General features: G+C 70.9%; 16 protein-coding genes. 8 read left to right on the forward strand and 8 right to left on the reverse strand.

The window, feature by feature from the left end; genetic code table 11:
* Nucleotides 1–70 precede the first annotated feature (70 nt).
* The 3 genes from F0357_RS10825 to F0357_RS10835 form a co-directional block, all read right to left on the reverse strand.
* The gene (locus tag F0357_RS10825) at nucleotides 71–1,621 is read right to left on the reverse strand and encodes a transglutaminase domain-containing protein (protein ID WP_153481021.1); all 1,551 of its coding nucleotides are present in this window, start codon (nucleotides 1,619–1,621) and stop codon (nucleotides 71–73) included.
* A gap of 497 nt (nucleotides 1,622–2,118) precedes the next feature.
* Entirely contained in the window at nucleotides 2,119–2,493 is a 375-nt protein-coding gene (locus F0357_RS10830) for a DUF2794 domain-containing protein (protein WP_153486652.1), read from the reverse strand.
* A 588-nt stretch (nucleotides 2,494–3,081) separates the two neighbouring features.
* On the reverse strand, nucleotides 3,082–3,798 hold the full coding sequence (locus F0357_RS10835) for a GntR family transcriptional regulator (protein ID WP_153481025.1): 717 nt from the start codon (nucleotides 3,796–3,798) through the stop codon (nucleotides 3,082–3,084).
* A 362-nt stretch (nucleotides 3,799–4,160) separates the two neighbouring features.
* Between F0357_RS10835 and F0357_RS10840 the strand changes: the two genes are divergently transcribed.
* Nucleotides 4,161–5,387 carry a benzoate/H(+) symporter BenE family transporter gene (locus F0357_RS10840; RefSeq protein ID WP_153481035.1) on the forward strand — a complete coding sequence of 409 codons (1,227 nt, stop codon included), beginning with the start codon at nucleotides 4,161–4,163 and terminating at the stop codon, nucleotides 5,385–5,387.
* A gap of 43 nt (nucleotides 5,388–5,430) precedes the next feature.
* Here the strand turns inward: F0357_RS10840 and F0357_RS10845 are convergent, their stop codons facing one another.
* The 3 genes from F0357_RS10845 to F0357_RS10855 all read right to left on the reverse strand — a co-directional run bounded on the left by F0357_RS10845 (nucleotide 5,431) and on the right by F0357_RS10855 (nucleotide 9,306).
* Nucleotides 5,431–6,402 (reverse strand): pseudouridine-5'-phosphate glycosidase, encoded by a 972-nt coding sequence (locus tag F0357_RS10845; RefSeq protein ID WP_153481039.1) that lies wholly within the window; start codon nucleotides 6,400–6,402, stop codon nucleotides 5,431–5,433.
* Nucleotides 6,403–6,426: 24 nt separating this feature from the next.
* A complete protein-coding gene (locus F0357_RS10850; RefSeq protein WP_153481043.1) occupies nucleotides 6,427–7,542 on the reverse strand; it encodes a carbohydrate kinase in 1,116 nt (371 codons plus the stop codon).
* A gap of 99 nt (nucleotides 7,543–7,641) precedes the next feature.
* Nucleotides 7,642–9,306 carry an amidohydrolase gene (locus F0357_RS10855; RefSeq protein WP_153481051.1) on the reverse strand — a complete coding sequence of 555 codons (1,665 nt, stop codon included), beginning with the start codon at nucleotides 9,304–9,306 and terminating at the stop codon, nucleotides 7,642–7,644.
* 269 nt (nucleotides 9,307–9,575) lie between these two features.
* On the opposite strand from F0357_RS10855, the gene F0357_RS10860 reads away from it, so the two are divergent.
* Complete coding sequence (locus tag F0357_RS10860; RefSeq protein ID WP_246161426.1) at nucleotides 9,576–11,567, forward strand: PhoX family protein; 1,992 nt, start codon at nucleotides 9,576–9,578, stop codon at nucleotides 11,565–11,567.
* Between the two features lie 49 nt (nucleotides 11,568–11,616).
* Here F0357_RS10860 and F0357_RS10865 read toward each other — a convergent pair whose 3' ends face one another.
* Nucleotides 11,617–12,378 (reverse strand): sulfotransferase-like domain-containing protein, encoded by a 762-nt coding sequence (locus tag F0357_RS10865; protein ID WP_208948288.1) that lies wholly within the window; start codon nucleotides 12,376–12,378, stop codon nucleotides 11,617–11,619.
* Nucleotides 12,375–13,364, reverse strand: a complete 990-nt coding sequence (locus F0357_RS10870; RefSeq protein WP_153481054.1) for an aminotransferase class IV — start codon at nucleotides 13,362–13,364, stop codon at nucleotides 12,375–12,377. Before F0357_RS10870 ends, F0357_RS10865 begins: the two co-directional genes overlap by 4 nt.
* A 182-nt stretch (nucleotides 13,365–13,546) precedes the next feature.
* Between F0357_RS10870 and gshB the strand changes: the two genes are divergently transcribed.
* The 6 genes from gshB to F0357_RS10900 all read left to right on the forward strand — a co-directional run bounded on the left by gshB (nucleotide 13,547) and on the right by F0357_RS10900 (nucleotide 18,327).
* A complete protein-coding gene (gene gshB / locus F0357_RS10875) occupies nucleotides 13,547–14,500 on the forward strand; it encodes a glutathione synthase (protein WP_153481056.1) in 954 nt (317 codons plus the stop codon).
* 10 nt (nucleotides 14,501–14,510) lie between these two features.
* Nucleotides 14,511–14,999: a GNAT family N-acetyltransferase gene (locus F0357_RS10880; protein WP_153486664.1), complete on the forward strand. Its 489-nt coding sequence runs from the start codon at nucleotides 14,511–14,513 to the stop codon at nucleotides 14,997–14,999.
* Between the two features lie 142 nt (nucleotides 15,000–15,141).
* The gene (locus tag F0357_RS10885) at nucleotides 15,142–15,594 is read left to right on the forward strand and encodes a DUF2948 family protein (protein ID WP_153481059.1); all 453 of its coding nucleotides are present in this window, start codon (nucleotides 15,142–15,144) and stop codon (nucleotides 15,592–15,594) included.
* A 107-nt stretch (nucleotides 15,595–15,701) separates the two neighbouring features.
* Nucleotides 15,702–16,994, forward strand: a complete 1,293-nt coding sequence (gene hisD, locus F0357_RS10890; RefSeq protein ID WP_312861541.1) for a histidinol dehydrogenase — start codon at nucleotides 15,702–15,704, stop codon at nucleotides 16,992–16,994.
* 73 nt (nucleotides 16,995–17,067) lie between these two features.
* Nucleotides 17,068–17,598: a UPF0262 family protein gene (locus F0357_RS10895; RefSeq protein ID WP_153481061.1), complete on the forward strand. Its 531-nt coding sequence runs from the start codon at nucleotides 17,068–17,070 to the stop codon at nucleotides 17,596–17,598.
* A gap of 276 nt (nucleotides 17,599–17,874) precedes the next feature.
* The gene (locus tag F0357_RS10900; protein ID WP_153481064.1) at nucleotides 17,875–18,327 is read left to right on the forward strand and encodes an arsenate reductase ArsC; all 453 of its coding nucleotides are present in this window, start codon (nucleotides 17,875–17,877) and stop codon (nucleotides 18,325–18,327) included.
* Nucleotides 18,328–18,352 lie beyond the last annotated feature (25 nt).

An 18,352-nucleotide genomic window follows, 5' to 3' on the forward strand; every position in this document is an offset into this window, starting at 1 on the left:
TCCCCCTGGCAGGGGAGGGGTAAAGGGCGCCTGTTTTCAATGACTTAAGTCTGGAGACTCAGGCCCTCCCCTACTGCCCCGCCGTGGACGTCGTGGTGAGAATGGCGCGCTGGTCGTCGAGGACGGCGTAGATCAGGGCTTCGACGTCGGCGAAATGCGCCGGCTCGACGACCTGGCGGGCGAACACGAGTTCCCGGTGCACGATCAGGGTCGGGTCATCGAGCCGGTAGTGCGCCTCGTAGCGGCCGACCGGGTTCGTCACGGACACCGCCGGAGGCAGGGCCGTGAGGCTCTTGCCGGGCGGTAAGCGGATTGCGAGGTCGCTGACGAGATCGCGGGCGCCGAGATCGAGCGGGAAGCGCCGCGTGCCGTTCGGGGTGAGGTAGCCCCAGAGATTGCCGATCGGGGCGAACGAGGGGCCGACCGGCAGGGTGAAGGCCGTGGCGTCGCGCGGCACGGCACGGGGGCTCTGCCACCGCGTGCGAATCGTGAACGGGCGGTCGAGGTCGCGCGGATCGGTGATCGAGAGATGGCCGAAGCCGCCTTCGCGGGTCGAGCCGAGTTCCGCCCGCATCATGACGTCGAGGGAATCGCGCTCGCCGAATTCGCTGCGCTCGGCGATCTCGACATTGCGCGACATCGTCGCCTCGGACGTGCCGACGAGCGATCCGTCGGCGCCGAGGCTCATCTCGGCCGTGTAGGCGAAGCGGTTGTCGGAGGGCACGGCGGCCGGCGTCTGGCGCACCGCGACCGGATCGCCCGCGACCACGACGAGCTTGCCGCTCAGATCGGCGTCGAGCGCGCCGAACGGCGTGTATTCGCTGGTCGGATTGGCGAACAGGTCGAAATCCGGGAGATAGATGATCGTGTGGTTGAAATTGTCTGGCGTCGCGATCGGCAGCGGCACGAAGCGGTTGTCCCAATCGACCAAGGCCGGCGCCGAGCGGACGCCCACCGCGGCGAGCAGCGCCTGCATCAGCACGACGTGGTCCTTGCAATCGCCGTAGCCGTTCTTGAGCACCGTCGCGGCGTCGTGAGGCACCCAATCGTCGGTCGCGCCGAGATAGACGGCGAGGTAGCGCACGTTGCCGGCGACCCAATCATAGATGAGCCGGGCGGCGTCGCGCCCCGTCGCTCCGCCGACGATGCGGTGGGCGAGCGCGGCGATCTCCGGCGTCACGGCGGCCTTGCCGGCGCTGCGGTCGCGATACCAGGCGCCGATCGCCTCGTAGCTCGGGAAGGTCGAGGCGAAGAAGGTCGGGCGAAGCTGTGCCGGGGAGACCATGTGGGGCTCCTCGTCGTCATAGGAGACGCCGCGCACCTCGGCATGGGCGGTGATGTGGCGCAGGCCGTTCTGCGTCGTGTCCGTGATGGCGACGCCGCCCTGCTGGCCGACCTTGAGGGGCACCGACGGCGGCACGTCGATCGAGACGTCGATCGCCATCGGCACGAAGAGCTCGGCATATTCGGCGAGGTTGATGCCCATCGGCAGGGGCTTCGACACCCGCATTTCGTATTTGATATGGACCCGGCTGCCGATCCCGACCTGGGGGAGTTCCACGGTCGCGGTGTCGGTGGAGACGAAGCCCGGCGCCTCCCGGCTCGCTGCGCTCGGCCGCACGAACACCGCGTTCGGGGCGCGACGTGACGCGTCCCGTCCGGCTCGTCCACCCAGGCTTCGAGGAGCTTCACCGCACTCGTCGCAGGATCGTAGGTGACATCGCTCTGCCCGGCATAATCGATGTCCTGCGGGCGCTTCACCAGGAAGTCGATCGTGCTCGTCTGGACGTATGTGAGATCCGCCGCGATCGCGTAATGGGAGACGTCGTGCTCCTGCAAACCCGCGGGGATGGGGCTTGCGGAAATGGGGGGCGCGGGGCTCTGGCTTATGGGGTTGGCATTCTGGGGGGCGGGATCTTCGCCGGCGTGGGCTGCGCCCGCCGAGAGGAGGGCTGCGAGAAGGCCGCAAATCAGAGAATGACGCACGTTCGCTCCGTTCGCCGCACCAGCCGGCTCGCCAGCTATGCGCAGAGCGACAACAGCGTCAACGCCGCCGGCAGGGCGGGACGGCGCGGCGGGACGGCGGTCGGGTTCGGCGCCCCGGCGCCGGCGGCACGCTCAGATGACGACGCGGAGGTCACGTTTCGGCTCGAGCACGGCGAGCACGCGCCCGAGGTCTGGGCCGCGCTTCAGGATCATGCCGCCGGCCGCGACGACCGAATAGGCGCCCTGCTTGCGGGCGAGCTTCGGCGCCTTGACGATGCGGTAAAGCGGCATCTCGCTGGTGCGGCGATAGACAGAGAACACCGCTTCCTCGCGGCGGAAATCGATCGCGTAGTCGCGCCATTCGCCGGCGGCGACCATGCGGCCGTAGAGGCGCAGGATGGCGTCGAGTTCGCGGCGGTCGAAGGCGATGGCGCGAACCTCGCCCACCTTGCCCTCCGGAGAGCGGCCGTCGCCGCGGGGATCGGGATCGGCACCGGCGGCGACCAAGTGGGGCCGGGAGGGCGACGGGGCTCCCTGGGGCTTGTTCGGCGACCCGGCCCGCGGAGCCTGTGGCAGGGAGAGTCGGCGCGGTTCGAAGGCGGGGCTCTCGGGCCGGTCGTTATGGGGCAGGTCTTTATGGGGCAGGTCCCGGTCGATCAGGTCTCGATCCGGCCCGCCGCGGACGCTTTCCGGCGTATCGCTGTCGCTCAAACGCGCCTCCCGTTCGTCATCCTCGCTTCATGATCGGGTGTCGCACGATCGGGCGCAAGAGGGAGGGCGCATTCGGTGCACGCGTGGGTCACGGATGCGCGAGGCCACAAAGCTTCACGATGTTGCCCCAATACCGCCCCCCACGGGCCACGTTGGGGGGCAATGATCCTTGTCGTCGCTTCCGATGAACGCTTTGCCGGGCTTCGGAAAATGTCAGCCCCCCAGCCCCCCTGAGGCTCCGGGTTGAGCGTGTTCGGTGATCTTCGGATCCCCCGCCGGAAGCGCGCGCGGGCCGGCCTCCCCCCAGGGCCGGCCCGCAGCTATTGTCTTCCCCGGTTGTCCCCGTCCTGTCCGCTTCCTCGCGCCGGCCACGTGTCGCGCGGCTCAGGCCGCATTCGACTCGTTCGCGCCGCGTACCCGTTCGGCGAGGAAGGCGGCGAGGTCTTCGCCGCCGTGGCGGATGTGGCGCTCCAGGATCGCGCACGCCTCGTCGGTGCGGCCCTCCCGCGCCGCTGCCCATATCGCCCAATGATCCTCGTTGGACATCGCGGCCCGGCCCAGGGCCGCGAGTTGGAAGCGCAGCGGGGCGTCGGCGGCGACGAGATGACGTTCGACGAGGGCGAGCAGCCGCGGCTGCCCGGCCGCGCCGTAAAGCGCCATATGGAAGCGGCGGTTGAGCTCGCCCATGCGGCCTGGATCCGTCTCCCGGTCGATCTCCTCGATGACCGCCGCGGCGGTGTCGAGATCGGCCTGGCGCAGCCGCGGCACAGAGAGCCGCAGGGCCGCCGGTTCGAGCGCCGCGCGGATCGCCGTGACGTCGGCGGCGTCGGCGGCGGAAATCTCGGCGACCACGGCGCCCCGGTTCGGCAGGTGGGAGACGAGGGCCTGGGCCTCGAGCCGGGTCAGGGCCTCGCGGATCGGCATCCGGCTCACCCCGAAGGCGCTCGCCAGCGCCTCCTGGCGCAACGGCGTGCCGCCCGCGAGCGCGCCCGACAGGATCGCCTTGCGCAGCACCGCCTCGACATGGCTCGCCGCCGTCGCGGGGCGCGCTTTGTCGGCGCCCGGCAGGCGGGCGAGAGCGCTCGTGAGATCGTCCGGCATCTCAGGTCATCCGCCCTTTCGGATCCGCCATCTCAGGTCGTCCCGCCTTCGTGACCGCCCCGTCCATCGATCGCGATCGCCCGACGCGCGATGGCCCTCGTGTGGTGCGCGGTCCGCCGCCGCCCAAACGGGCCGGTGCGCCCCGCCGGAGTCCAAGGCGGCTCCGATTGATTGGTGGCCATATCCAGTTTAGGTTCGATTGGCTTTCCGATTCAATGGAGCCGGATCGGTTGCCGCCCTCGCCTCCGCCGCTTATTCGCGGATTCTCCTGAAAACACGTGAAATTTCCGATATCCCGCCGCCCTGTCCACAAGATGCCGGCCGGATCCGATCGCCAACCCGCCTCGACGCCGAGCCTGCAGATGTCCCAAGCCAACCCGGAGACCGCCGACCCGGCGACCATCTCCCCGTCGCCCGCCCGCCGCGGCATTCCGATCCAGGCGTTGATCGGCGGCGTGCTCGCCGCCCTGGTCGGCTTCGGCAGTTCCTTTGCGATCGTGGTGCAGGGCTTCGGCGCGGTCGGCGCGACCGGCGCGCAGGCGGCCTCGGGCCTCACCATCGTCTGCCTCGCGACCGGCCTCGTGATGCTGATCGTCGCGCTTCGGACCCGGCTACCGATCGGCATCGCCTGGTCGACGCCGGGTTCCGCCCTGATGATCGCGACCGGCGCGGTCGAGGGCGGCTATCCGGCGGCGCTCGGGGCGTTCGTCTTCGCGGGCGCGCTGATCCTCGTCGCCGGCTTTTGGCGGCCGCTCGCCCGGGTCGTCGGCGCGATCCCGCCGGCGCTCGCCTCGGCGATGCTCGCCGGCGTGCTCCTGAAACTCTGCCTCGCCCCGTTCGCGGCTTTGTCGGTCGATCCCGGCCCGGTCGTCGCGGTCATCGCGGTGTTTCTGCTCGTTGGCCGCTTCGCGCGGCTCTATGCGGTGCCGGCGGCGGTCGCGGTCGCGCTGGTTCTCCTCATCGCCGTCGAACCCTTATCCGCCGCGGCCAGAGTCGCGTCGTTCGGCCCTCATTTCGAATGGGTGATGCCGCGCTTCACCCTCGGTGCGATCGTCGGGCTCGGCCTGCCGCTCTTCATCGTGACGATGGCCTCCCAGAACATTCCGGGCTTCGCGGTGCTCGCCGCCTTCGGCTTCCGGCCGGCGGCGGGCCCGCTGTTCCGGGCGACCGGCCTCGCCTCGATGCTGATCGCGCCGTTCGGCGGACACACGATCAACCTCGCCGCGATCACCGCGGCGCTGATCGCCGGACCCGACGCCGACCCGGAGCCGGCGCGGCGCTGGATCGCGGCAGTGTCGGGCGGGTTCGCCTATCTTGCTCTCGCAGCGCTCGCGCCGCTCGCGGTCGCCACCGTGACGACGACCCCGCCGGTGCTGATCCAGGCGGTGGCCGGCCTCGCCCTCCTCGGGGCGTTCGGATCGTCGCTGGTCGCCGGCCTCAAGGAGGAGGCGGACCGCCCCGCCGCCCTCGTCGCCTTCTTGCTGACGGCCTCGGGCCTTTCGATCGCCGGCATCGGCTCGGCGTTCTGGGGCCTCGCCGCCGGCCTCGCGGTGCTGACGCTCCACGGCCGGCTGCGCCGGGCGCGCTGAGGGCAGCGCGCCTCGACCGCCGTGGGTCTTGGCGTCCGCGCGATCAGGCCGACCGGCGCAGCGCGGCGAGCTCGGTCGCGATAGCGCCGGCGAGGCGGGCATTGTTGAGGACGAGCGCGATGTTCGCCTTGAGGCTCGCGCCGCCGCTCAGGTCCTTGATGCGGCCGAGCAGGAACGGGGTGATGTCCTTGCCCGCGATGCCCGCGCGGTCGGCGTCCTCGAGCGCGGCGGCGATGGTGGAATCGATCTTATTTGCCGGCAAAGCATCCTCCTCCGGCGCCGGATTGCCGATCAGGATGCCGCCCTTCAGGCCGTAGGCGCGCTGCGCCGCGATGACCGCCGCGATCTCGGCCGCGCTGTCGAAGCGGGCGTCGACGCCCGAGCCGCTCTCGCGGGAGAAGAAGGCGGGGAACACGTCGGTGCGGTAGCCGAGGACCGGCACGCCCCGGGTCTCCAGATATTCGAGGGTCTTGGGGATATCGAGGATCGACTTCGCGCCCGCGCAGACGACTGCGACCGGCGTGTTGCCGAGCTCCTCGAGGTCGGCGGAGATGTCGAAGGTCGTCTCCGCACCGCGATGGACGCCGCCGATGCCGCCGGTCGCGAACACGGCGATGCCGGCCGCGGCCGCCGCGATCATGGTGGCGGCGACGGTGGTGCCGCCGGTCGCCTTGCGCACGGCGGCGACCGCGAGATCGCGGCGCGATACTTTGATCGCGCTCGTGCCGCCGCGGGCGAGGCTTTCGAGCGCCGCATCGTCGAGGCCGACCTGGAGGTGGCCGTCGATCACGGCGATCGTCGCCGGCACTGCGCTCTGCGCCCGCACGGCATCTTCCACGGCGCGGGCCATGTCGAGATTTTCGGGCCAGGGCATGCCGTGGGTGATGATGGTCGATTCGAGCGCGACGAGGCCGCGCCCGTCGTCGAGCGCCGCCCGCACCTCCCCGCTGATGCGGACGAGGGGCGAGAGCGCGGAACTGGCGGCGGCGGACGCGCCGGACGGGGAGGTGATCATGGGTCGATCCTTGCCAGGGGCGCTCTAGAGCGCCGCGGTCGCCGCGAGGGCGAGGTCTTCGAGGAGGTCGGGGCCGAGCGTCGGGTGGACGCTGGCCGCGCCGGCGACGGTGATGGCGGCGAGCCGGGCGCCGACGGCGGCGGCGGAGACGAGATCGTCGCCGGCGACGAGACGGGCGAGGGTGCCGGCGACGAGGGCGTCGCCCGCGCCGGTGACGTCCACGACCGCCGCCGGCTCGGCAGCGACGCGGACCGGTGGACTGGCGCGGCGGGCGATGACGAGCCCGGCGGCGCCGAGGGTCAGCACCACGGCGGTGGCGCCGCGAGCGACGAGGGCCTCGGCCGTCCGCTCCGGCACCACATCACTGGGGGCGGTCTCGCCGAGGACGGCGGCCGCCTCGTCGCGGTTGAGGAACAGGAGGTCGATGCCGGTGAGGTCGCCCGGCAGCTTGCGCGCCTTGGCGACCGAAACCGCATCCGCCGCGATGCGGCAGCCGCTGCGCCGGCCGTGCTCGACGATCGCCGCGATCACCCGCGCCGGGAGATTGGCATCGAAGAAGACCCAATCGGAGGCGGCGAAGGCGGGCGCGAGGCGGTCGAGATCTTCGGGGGCGATGCGGTCGAAGATCGCCATGTCGGCGAGGCCCGCGTGCAGGCTGCCGTCGGGCTCGAGCACGGCGACATATTCGGCGGTCGGCGCGCCGGGCAGCACGGCGACGCCGCTCACGTCGGCTCCGGCCGCCTTGAGGTGGGCGAGCAGGGCGCGGCCGTTGTCGTCGTCGCCGACCGCGGAGGCGAAGCGGGTCGCAACGCCCGCGCGGGCGAGCTGTTCGGCGACGTTGCGGCCGACGCCGCCGAAGGTGCGTCCGCTCGACACCGGGTTCGAGGTGTCGGCACGGACCGGCTCGAAGGCGCGATATTTGCGGTCGATCACGGCGCCGCCGACGACGAGAACCGAGCGCACCGGCGCCAGGACATAGGCGCGGCCGAGCAGCCGCCCCTTTCGGACCAGCTGGGCGATGTGGGCGGCGACGGTGGAGCGCGGCATGCCGAGGCGGTCGGCGATCGCCTGCTGCCCCGCGAAGGGGTCGGCGGCGATCGCGTCGAGCACGGCGCGTTCCTGGTCGGTCAAGGTGCTCATGCCGTGCCTCGCAGCAGCGCTTTCCGCGCCGGACGACAGGAGCTTACAACATTTGTTTATTCGAGAACAACTGTTGTGACGGATGCCTCCCGCCGGGCCTCACGCCTCGTAGGTGACGACGCCGTCGCAGAGGGTCAGCACCGGCTCGATGCGGCCGATCGACTCCGGCTCCGCCCGCTCCAGGTCGCCGGAGAGGACGACCAGATCCGCATAGTAGCCGGGCTTGAGGCGACCCTTGCGGTCTTCGGTGAACTCCGCATAGGCGCCGTCGATGGTGTAGCCGGCGATCGCCTGGTCGAGGGTCTGGCGATGGTCGGCGAGGCCCGGGGCATAGGCCTTGCGGGTCATGGCGCACTGGATGCCGAACAGGGGATCGATCGGCGCCACCGGCCAGTCGCTGGCGAAGACGAGGCGGACCCCGGCGTCGCGCAGGCTGTTCCAGGCATAGGAATAGGGCCACTTGGCTTCGCCGATGCGCGTCATGGTCGGCTCGAGCGGGAAGAACGAGCCCGGCGGATGCGGCGGCTGCACCGAGCCGAGCACGCCGAGATCGGCCAAGCGGGCGATGTCCTGCGGCCGGATCACCTCGATGTGCTCGATGCGGTGGCGGCTGTCGCGGCGGCCGTTCGCCCGCGCCGCCGCCTCGTAGCCGTCGAGCACCATCTTCACCGCGCCGTCGCCGATGGCGTGGACGGCGATCTGGAAGCCGAGCCGGTCGATTTCGGTCGCGAGCGCCGCGAAGCGCTCGGCCTCGAACAAGGGCTCGCCGCGCCAGCCGGGCTGATCGGCATAATCGTCCGCCATCACCGCGGTGCGGCTCTCGATGACGCCGTCCATGAAGAACTTGACGTAGCCCGAGCGCAGGCGGTCGTCGTCGTAGCGGGCGCGCATCTGAAGCGCGATCTCGAGCGCTGCCGGCTCCATCTCCTTGACGAAATGGAACGGCACCCGGCCGCGCACGGCGAAGCCGCCGTCCCGGTTCACCGCGTCGATGAGCTCGAGGGTGTAGGGATTGCCGTCCATGTTGTGGAACGACGTGATGCCGTTACGGGCGAGATAATCGAGCGAACGCTTCATCACGGCCTGATCACGCGCCCGGTCGGCCGCGCTCGGCGCCGGGTCGGGATCGCGGCCGGTCGCGAGGCCGAGGCGTTCGCGCCCGCCGGTCGTCGACAGCGCGAGCACCGGCGAGAAGGCCGGGCTTTCGCGCAATTCGCCGTTGGCGAGGCCGTCCGGCCCCATCACCACCTCGCTGCCGACACCGACGGCCCGGCCCTGGAGCAGGCCGGCCTTTTCGAGCGCCGCGGTGTTGGCCCAGGCGGTGTGGTGGTCGGGCGAGAACATCACGAAGGGCCGATCGGCGATCACCGCGTCGAGGTCCTGGCGGGTGATGACGGCCTCTTCGGACAGAATGGTGTAGAGCGCGCCCTGGCCGATCAGCAGCGGCTCGTCCGGCCGCGCTTCGGCGTAGGTCAGGACCGTGTCGCGGAGCGCCTCGGCGCCGGTGACGCCGCTCAGATGACACTGGTCGAGCTCGACGCCGCCGGTGAAGACGTGGAGATGGGATTCGACGAAGCCCGGCGTCACGCTGCCGCCTTCGGCGTCGAACACCCGGGTCCCGGGTCCGCGCAGATCCATCACCGAATCATGGTCGCCGACCGCGATGATCCGATTGCCGGCGACCGCCACGGCGTCGGCGCGCGGCCGATCCGGGTCCATGGTGATGACGCGGGCATTGGTGACGATGAAATCGGCGGCGCTCATCTCAGGGTGTCTCCGAAGCCCATCCGCGCCCTCCCCGCCGACAAGGCGGACGGCCGAACGAAGCGGCCGGAGCATGCCTCGGCCCGCCGGCTTCGTCGAGAGGCGGGCGCCCGGCCGCGCCCGCGCCGATCGCCTCAGGCGGTGACGCGAACGTGAACCCTGCCGGCGCGTTGCGTTCGCGCGCAGCACGCAATCGTCATGCCGCCGTCAGGTGCCGGGCGGACGCTCGCCGTGCCGCTATTTGGGCGGATCAAGGAACGGGGGCGTGCATGAACAAGCGTATCGAAGCGCGGCGTCGGCTCGACACGACGGCCTCTCCGCTGGCCTTCGCCACCACCGACAAGGGGCGGCTCATTCCGCGCGTCGCGGGGCTCGACCAGGAGCCGCTGTCGGCCCTCGTCCAGACCGCGATGACGCGGCGGGCGCTCCTCGCCGGAGGCGTGGCGGCCGCCGCGGCGCTGTCCCTTCCGCCGGCCCGCGCGCTCGCCGAAGGCACCGCGCCGTCGAGCGCCACGTTCCCCGAACTCGCCCGCGTCATGGACGATCACGATCATTGGGCGGAGGGTTACGAGCGCGCCGTCCTGCTGCGCTGGGGCGACCCGATTTTGCCGAACGCGCCCGCCTTCGATGCGCTCCGGCAGACGGCTTCGGCCGCCGCCGGCCAATTCGGCGTCAATTGCGACATGCTCGTCTTCCTGCCTCTGCCGTACGGGTCGCAGAACTCGGAGCACGGCCTCCTCTTCGTCAATCACGAATATCCGAATCCGCAGCTCATGTGGCCGGGGCTGACCGAGGGCGACGCCGCGGCGAAGATGTCGCCCGAGCAGATCGCCGTCACGATGCAGTCGGTCGGCAATTCCGTGGTCGAGATCCGCAAGGGCGCGTCCGGCTGGGACGTCGTTCCCGACAGTTCTTATGCGCGGCGCATCACCGCAACGACGCCGATCCGCATCTCCGGCCCCGCGGCGGGTCATCCCATGCTGCGCACGAAGGCGGACCCGGAGGGGCGCACGGTTCTCGGCACCTTCGACAATTGCAACGGCGGCGTCACGCCCTGGGGCACCGTCCTGAGCTGCGAAGAGGGCTTCGACGGCTGGTTCGGCGGCGACCCGCGCAAGACCCCCGATGCCAAGCTCCTCGCGCGCTACGGGGCCTCCGAGCCCGAGAATTCCTACGGCTGGGACCGCGTCGACCCGCGCTTCAATTACGAAGCCGAGCCGAACGAGCCGAACCGCTTCGATTGGGTGGTCGAGATCGATCCGTTCGATCCGGCCGCGCAGCCGGTCAAGCGGACGGCGCTCGGCCGCTTCACCCACGAGACGGCGACCATCGCGCAGGCGCCCGACGGGCGCATCGTCGTCTATCTCGCCGACGATCACGAGTTCGACTACCTCTATCGCTTCGTCACCGCCGGACGCTTCGACCCGGCGAACCGGGAGGCGAACCGCGATCTCCTGGACGACGGCACGCTCTCCGTCGCCCGCTTCAAGGACGACATGACGCTGGAGTGGGTTCCCCTCGTCCACGGCACGGGCAAGCTCACCGCCGAGAACGGCTTTGCGAGCCAGGCCGACGTCGCGGTCAAGACGCGGCTCGCCGCCGATCTCGTCGGCGCGACGCCGATGGACGCCCCGGAGGGCTTCTCGGTCAATCCCAAGACCGGCAAGATCTATGTGGCGCTGACGGAAAATACCGACATCACCCTCGCCCAGGTCAACGCGCCGAACCCCCGCGCGCCCAACCCCGAGGGCCATCTCATCGAGCTGATCCCGCCCGGGGCTGCGGTCGACGCCGCGCACAAGGCCGATCACGCCGCCGAAACCTACCGCTGGGACATCTTCATCTTGTGCGGCGACCCGAAGAACCCAGAGGCGAAGGCACTCTATCATCCGGGCACGTCGGGCAACGGCTGGTTCACCGATCCCGATAATATCGGGTTCGACCCGAGCGGGCGCATGTATGTCTGCACCGACGGGCCGCCGGACGCCGGCTTCAACGACGCGCTCTACGTGCTCGATACGGAGGGCGAGGGCCGGGCGCTGCCGAAGCTGTTCTATTCCCCGCCGGTTGGGTCCGAATGTTCCAGCCCTGCCTTCACCCCGGACGGCAAGACCCTCTTTCTGTCGGTCCAGCACCCGGGCGAGAATTCCGAAAGCCTCGACAAGGTCTCCACCCGCTGGCCCGATTTCAAGCCGGATACGCCGCCCCGCCCGTCGGTGATCGTCATCACCAAGGCCGATGGCGGCCCGGTCGGGACCTGAGGCAGCCGGGCTCCTGACGGCGTGCCGCCTACGTCGCCGCCGGATCGTCTCAGGCGGCGGCGAGGCGGTGGCGGGCGAGGCGCTCGTAGATCGGGCGGGCGGCCTCGGCGACGGGCTTGAGGGCATCCGGCAGGTCGTCGAAGGCGGCCGGCGGCCGTGGCGGGCCGAAGCCGGTCGAGGCTTCGACCGCGTGGTACCAATGGGGCGCCCAGACGCCGTCGGTGGCCCGCCGCCCGGCCGGCCATTTCAGCATCGCCGGCTCGAACGGGATGCCGACCGCGGCGCAGAGCGCCGACAGCGTGCCCGCCGGGTCGGCCAGCACGTCGGCGCCCTCGATCACCGGCGGCGCCCGGCCGAGCCGATCGGCGACCGCGAGAAAAAGGGCCTCCTGCTCGACGAAGCCGATGTCGAACAAAGTCGCGCTCTCCCGCTTCGCCGAATAGGAGGCGAGCACGCTTTCTGGATCGCGGATCAGGAAGGCGTTGACGATCTCGGGATGCGCCATGAAGTCCCGCCCGATCGACGGGATCATGTGGTGCGTCATGTGCTTCTGGTAGAACACGCGGCGCCCGTCCGGCACCGGCCCGGTGAGGGCGTCGGCGACCTTGCGCCAGTCGCGCTCGCCCGCCGCGATCACCGTCTCGCGCATCGGGTGGTCGAGCCCGGTTTCGGCGAGGAACGCCGCATAGAACGGCTCGTCGACGACGGCGGTGTCCCAGCGGTTCTCGAACGAGCGCATCATCGCGGTCGAGATGTTGCGCGGGCCGGACCACATCGCGATCCGGACCGGCGCCGTCACTCCGGCTGTCATGCCGCGGCTCCGGCGGTGCGGTCGAGATCGCCGCGCCGGGTCAGTTCGCGGCGGAGGAGGTCGCGGTAGAGGCCCTGGAGCCGGCGCGTCACGGGGCCGGCCTGATCGCCGTCGGCCGGCATCTCGCCGATGTCGCGGCCGTCGACGTTGCGAACGGGGGTGAGCCCGGCGAACGAGCCGGTCACGAACGCCTCGTCGGCGCCGTAGACGTCGACGAGCGAGAAGCGCTTCTCGAACACCGGAATCCCCGCCTCCCGGCAGAGCCGGATGACGTTCGCCCGGGTGATGCCGCCGAGGCAATAGAGCCCGTCGGAGGTCCACACCGCGCCGTCGCGGACGATGAAGAAGTGGGTCGAGTTGCAGGTGGCGACTGCGCCGGCATCGTCGAGCATCAGGGCTTCGTCGGCGCCCGCCTCGGCCGCCTGGATGCAGGCGAGGATGCAATTGAGCTTCGAGTGGGAATTGAGCTTCTGGTCCTGCTCGGCCGGGCCGGTGCGGCGGATGTGGACGGTGAAGAGCTTGAGCCCGCGACGCGTCACCGCCGGCAGCGGCGTCTTGTATTCGGGAATGATGACGATGGTCGCCGGCCCGATCGTCATGCGCGGGTCCTGGTAGGGCGTGCGCTTGACGCCGCGCGTCACCATCAGGCGGATGTGCACGCCGTCGGTCATGCCGTTCGCCTCGAGGCAGTCGAACACCCGCTCGGCCAAGGCGCGGCGGTCGAGGCCGACCTTCATCATGATCGCCTTCGCGCCGGCATAGAGCCGGTCGAGATGGGCGTCGAGAAAGGCGAGGCCGCCATCGACGAGACGCAGGCCCTCCCACACGCCGTCGCCGAGCACGAACCCCGAATCGAACACGGAGACCGCCGCCTCCGCGCGCGGCTTCAAGGCGCCGTTGACCGAGATCAGGATCGAGGCGTTGCGCGGGTCGTCCACGAAATCGTGGGTGCCCTGATGGCTGGCTTCACTGGCGGTTTCGTGCATGAGGCGGATCCGAGGAGAGGAGGGGCGCGATCTTCAACCCTGACGCGCCGGCTGGCAAGGCGGGGCCGGAGGGGCTCCGGGAGCGGCGGGCCGCATCGGCGCGAGCCGCAGCGCCGCGGCGATGGACAGGACGCGGCGGCGGGATCATATCTCCGGGGCCCGCCCGTGCTCGGAGTGCCCTCATGTCGCCGCCGCTCAAGGTCGCCGTTCAGACCGACCCGCTCGCCGCCCTCCGGATCGCCGGGGATTCGGGCTTCGCCCTGATGCTCGAGGCGCAGGCCCGCGGCCACGCGCTCTTTCATTACACCCCCGACAAGCTCGCGATGCGCGACGGCAAGGTGTTCGTGACCGTCACGCCGGTCACCGTCCGCGATCAGCCCGGCGACCATTTCACCGCGGGCGAGCCGGAGCGCTGGGCGGTCGAGGATTTCGACGTCGTTCTGATGCGCCAGGACCCGCCGTTCGACCTCGCCTACATCACGGCGACCCATCTCCTGGAGCGCGTCCATCCGCGCACCCTCGTCGTCAACGACCCGGCCGAGGTGCGCAACGCGCCGGAGAAGATCTTCGTCACCCATTATCCGGATTTGATGCCGCCGACGCTGATCACCCGCGACCGCGGCGAGATCGACGCCTTCCGCCGCGAGTTCGGCGACATCGTCATGAAGCCGCTCTACGGCCACGGCGGCGCCTCGGTGTTCCGCCTGACCCGCGACGACCTCAATTTCGGCTCGCTGTTCGATCTCTTCTCGACGACCTTCCGCGAGCCCTGGGTGGTGCAGCAGTTCCTCCCCGCGGTGAAGCACGGCGACAAGCGCATCATCCTCATCGAGGGCGAGTTCGCCGGGGCGGTGAACCGGGTGCCGGCGGCCGACGATCTGCGCTCCAACATGGTGCGCGGCGGGGCCGCGGCGGCGACCGACCTGACCGAGCGGGAGCGCGAGATCTGCGCCCGCATCGGTCCCGATCTCGCCGCCCGGGGCCTCCTCCTCGTCGGCATCGACGTGATCGACGGCCACCTCACCGAGATCAACGTGACGGCCCCGACGGGGCTGCGGGCGATCAAGCGGCTCGGCGGGCCGGACGGCGCCGCGATCCTGTGGGACGTCATCGAGGCGAAGCGCGCGGCGCGGTGAGGGTTCGGTGATGCAGGCCCGCGGCGACGGCGACCTCTCGGGCGGCGGGCTCGCCCTCGACCGGGTCGACGATCCCGATCTCGCTCTGCGGGATGCGATTGTGCGGCCGCTCGTCGCCTTCAACACCGCGGCGATCGCCCCGGCGAACGGCCGCTATCTCGCGATCGTGCTGCGCGACGGAGCGGGCGGGGCGGTGGTCGGCGGGCTGTGGGGGCGGAGCGCCTTCGATTGGCTGTTCGTCGAGCTCCTGTTCGTGCCGGAGAGGGCACGCGGCACCGGCCTCGGCCGCCGTCTCCTGGCCGAGGCGGAAGCGGCGGCGCGCGGGCGCGGCTGCCTCGGCGTCTGGCTCGACACCCTCAATCCGGACGCCCGCCGCTTCTACGAACGCTGCGGCTACACCGTGTTCGGCGAGATCGCCGACCAGCCGCGCGGCGGCCGGCGCACCTTCTTCCAGAAGCGTCTCGACGGCGCGGCACCAGGCCCGCTCGCATCTTTCTGAAGCGCGTGCGTCGCCCGCCGCGTCGCTGCGTCGAAAGCCATGGGTTGCGTCCGCCGCGGGTGGCCCCTAACTAGCCGACGAGCCGCTCCTCGCCCCCCGAGGGAGCCGGCCCGCCTTCTTGACCCGGTGGATGGACGCGGACATGGACGCTGACAGGCAACTCGCGAAGCTGGTCGCCCTCGACGACGAGGACCTCGCGATCGTCTCGGCTCATGTCCAGGATGCCGTGTTCCGCCCGGCTCAGGCGAAATGGTTCGCCCCCGAGCATCGCTTCGTCGTCCCCCTCAACCGCTTCGTCTGGGAGAAGGCGGCGCGCACCGCCGGCCGCGAGGCCGAGCGCCGCGGGGCGGTGCTCAATTTCGACCGCGTCACCGCGGTGAAGGCGACCGGGCTCCCGCTCGGCGATCCGGATGCCGTCACCGTGCTCCTCGCCATCACCTTCCATCCCGCGGCCGAGGGCGCGCCGGAGGGGACGATCCAGCTCCATCTCGGCGGCGGCGCCCGCATCCGCCTTACGGTCGAATGCGTCGAGGCCCGCCTCGGCGATCTCGGCGCCGCCTGGCGCGCCCGCCGCACCCCGGACCACGGCGCTTGAGACTTTCGGCGCTCGAGCCTTCGGGCGCTTGAGCCCGCGGCCGTTCCGCGTTTTTCTATCGGCGTCGAATTCAATCTTCTGCCCTTCGTTCCCCGGGAGTCCCTTTCGTGGCGATCCGCCTGTCTTCCCGCGATGCCGATTTCGGCGCGCGCTTTTCCGCTTTCCTCGCCACCAAGCGTGAGGTCTCGGCCGAGGTCGATGCGACCGTGGCCACCATCGTGGACGCCGTCCGGGCGGACGGGGACAAGGCGCTGATCGAGTTCACCCGCCGCTTCGACCGGCTCGACCTCGGCGCGACGGGGATCGCGGTCGGCGAGGCGGAGCTCGACGCGGCGGAGGCTGCGGTCGACGCGGAGACGCGGGCCGCGCTCGCCTTCGCCCGCGACCGCATCGAATCCCACCATCGCCGCCAGAAGCCGGCGGACGAGCGCTATGTCGACGCGCTCGGCATCGAGCTCGGCCACCGCTGGACGGCGATCGAGGCGGTCGGCCTCTATGTGCCCGGAGGTACCGCGAGCTATCCGAGCTCGGTGCTGATGAACGCCGTGCCGGCCAAGGTCGCCGGCGTCGATCGCCTCGTGATGGTGGTGCCGACGCCGGACGGGGTCCTCAATCCCCTCGTCCTCGTCGCCGCCCGGCTCGCCGGGGTCGACGAGATCTACCGCGTCGGCGGGGCCCAGGCGGTGGCCGCGCTCGCCTACGGCACCGAGACCATCCGGCCGGTCGACAAGATCGTCGGGCCGGGCAACGCCTATGTGGCGGCGGCGAAGCGGCGCGTGTTCGGCACGGTCGGCATCGACATGATCGCCGGCCCGTCCGAAGTCCTCGTCATCGCCGACGGCGACAACGATCCCGACTGGATCGCCGCCGACCTGCTCGCCCAGGCCGAGCACGACACCGCCGCCCAATCGATCCTGATGACCGACGACGCTGCCTTCGCCGACGCGGTCGAGGCGGCCGTCGCGCGCCAGCTCACGCGGCTTCCCCGCGGTGCGGTCGCCGCCGCCTCGTGGCGCGATTACGGCGCGATCATCCTGCTCGGCGATCTCGCCGAGGCGCCGCCGCTCGCCGACCGCATCGCCGCCGAGCACCTGGAACTCGCCGTCGCCGAGCCCGAGACGCTGTTCGAGCGCATCCGCAATGCCGGCGCCGTCTTCCTCGGCCGCCACACGCCGGAGGTGATCGGCGATTATGTCGGCGGCTCCAACCACGTGCTGCCGACCGCCCGCTCGGCGCGCTTCTCGTCGGGGCTCTCCGTGCTCGATTTCGTCAAGCGCACCTCGATCCTGCGCTGCGACGCCGGGGGCTTAAGGGCGCTCGGGCCGGCGGCGATCGCGCTCGCCAAGGCCGAGGGGCTTGACGCACACGGCCGTTCGGTCGGTATTCGATTGAACCTCTGACCGGCGGCGCGGCCGGCACGGGGACGCGGGCGGCGACCGCGAAGCTTTACCGCCTGTGGGAGACGGCGCGGCGATGGAATCCTCGGGCGAAGGCGGAGCGGCCGGGCACGGCGGGACGGGCGGTCCCGCCGCGGCGGCGCGCAGGCTCGTCGCGGTCACCCTCGACGAAGCCTCGATCGCCCGCACCACCCGCGACATCGACCACGAGCGCGCGATCGCGATCTACGACCTCGTCGAGGAGAACACCTTCGCGCCGGTCGGCGACACCGAGGACGGGCCCTACAAGCTCACCCTCGCGATCCGCGAGCGGCGGCTCGTCCTCGACATCACCCGGCCGGACGGCCGCCCCGTCGCCACCCATCTCCTCTCGCTCAGCCCTTTCCGCGGGGTGCTCAAGGATTATTTCCTGATCTGCGAGAGCTATTATCAGGCGATCCGGTCCGCCTCGCCGAGCCAGATCGAGGCGATCGACATGGGCCGGCGCGGCATCCACAACGAGGGCTCGCAGCTTCTGATGGAGCGGCTCGAGGGCAAGATCGAGATCGATTTCGATACCGCCCGCCGCCTCTTCACCCTGATCTGCGCCCTCCACTGGAAGGGCTGAGGCGGTGGCCGTCATCCCCGTGACGAAGCGACGCCTGCGGCTTCGCCCCGTCTCCTTCTCCCCGCGGGCGGGGAGAAGGTGGCCCGAAGGGCCGGATGAGGGGAGGTTTCACGCCGCTCGTGAATCCGTGGTGACCCCAATCGTCCGCATCGCCCGTCCCCTCGTCTGCCCCTCCGAGGCACCTTTTCCCCGACGGGAAGAAGGAAGCGGCGGCCCAGACGGCCGCTGTGCATCCACGCCTTACGACGACCTCGATGCCACACGGATGGTCGCGCCATGAGGGACCGTCCGGGCGCCGTCCTGTTCGTCTGCCGGCAGAATGCGGTGCGCTCGCCGATGGCCGCCGCGCTCGCCCGCCATTATTTCCCCAAGGAGATCTATGTGCGCTCGGCCGGCATCCTGCCCGGCGAGAAGGATCCCTTCGCCGCGGCGGCGATGCAGGAGGTCGGGCTCGACATCTCCGGCCACCGGCCGACCTCGGTGGACGATCTCGAGGACATGAATTTCGACCTCGTCGTCACCCTGGCGCCGGAGGCCCACCACCACATCCTCGAACTCACCCGCACCGACGCACTCGAGGTCGAATATTGGCCGATCTCCGATCCGACTGCGGCGACGGGCTCGCGCGCCCAGATCCTCGACGCCTACCGCGCGGTGCGCCGCGATCTCGAACGGCGCATCCTCGCCCGTCTCGGCCCGCCGAGCGTGGCCGCCCCGAGCGTGCCGTGACCGGCCTCCGACGCCTGCCGGCTTG

It is taken from the genome of Segnochrobactrum spirostomi, assembly GCF_009600605.1.
GTDB classification, from domain to species: Bacteria; Pseudomonadota; Alphaproteobacteria; order Rhizobiales; family Segnochrobactraceae; genus Segnochrobactrum; species Segnochrobactrum spirostomi.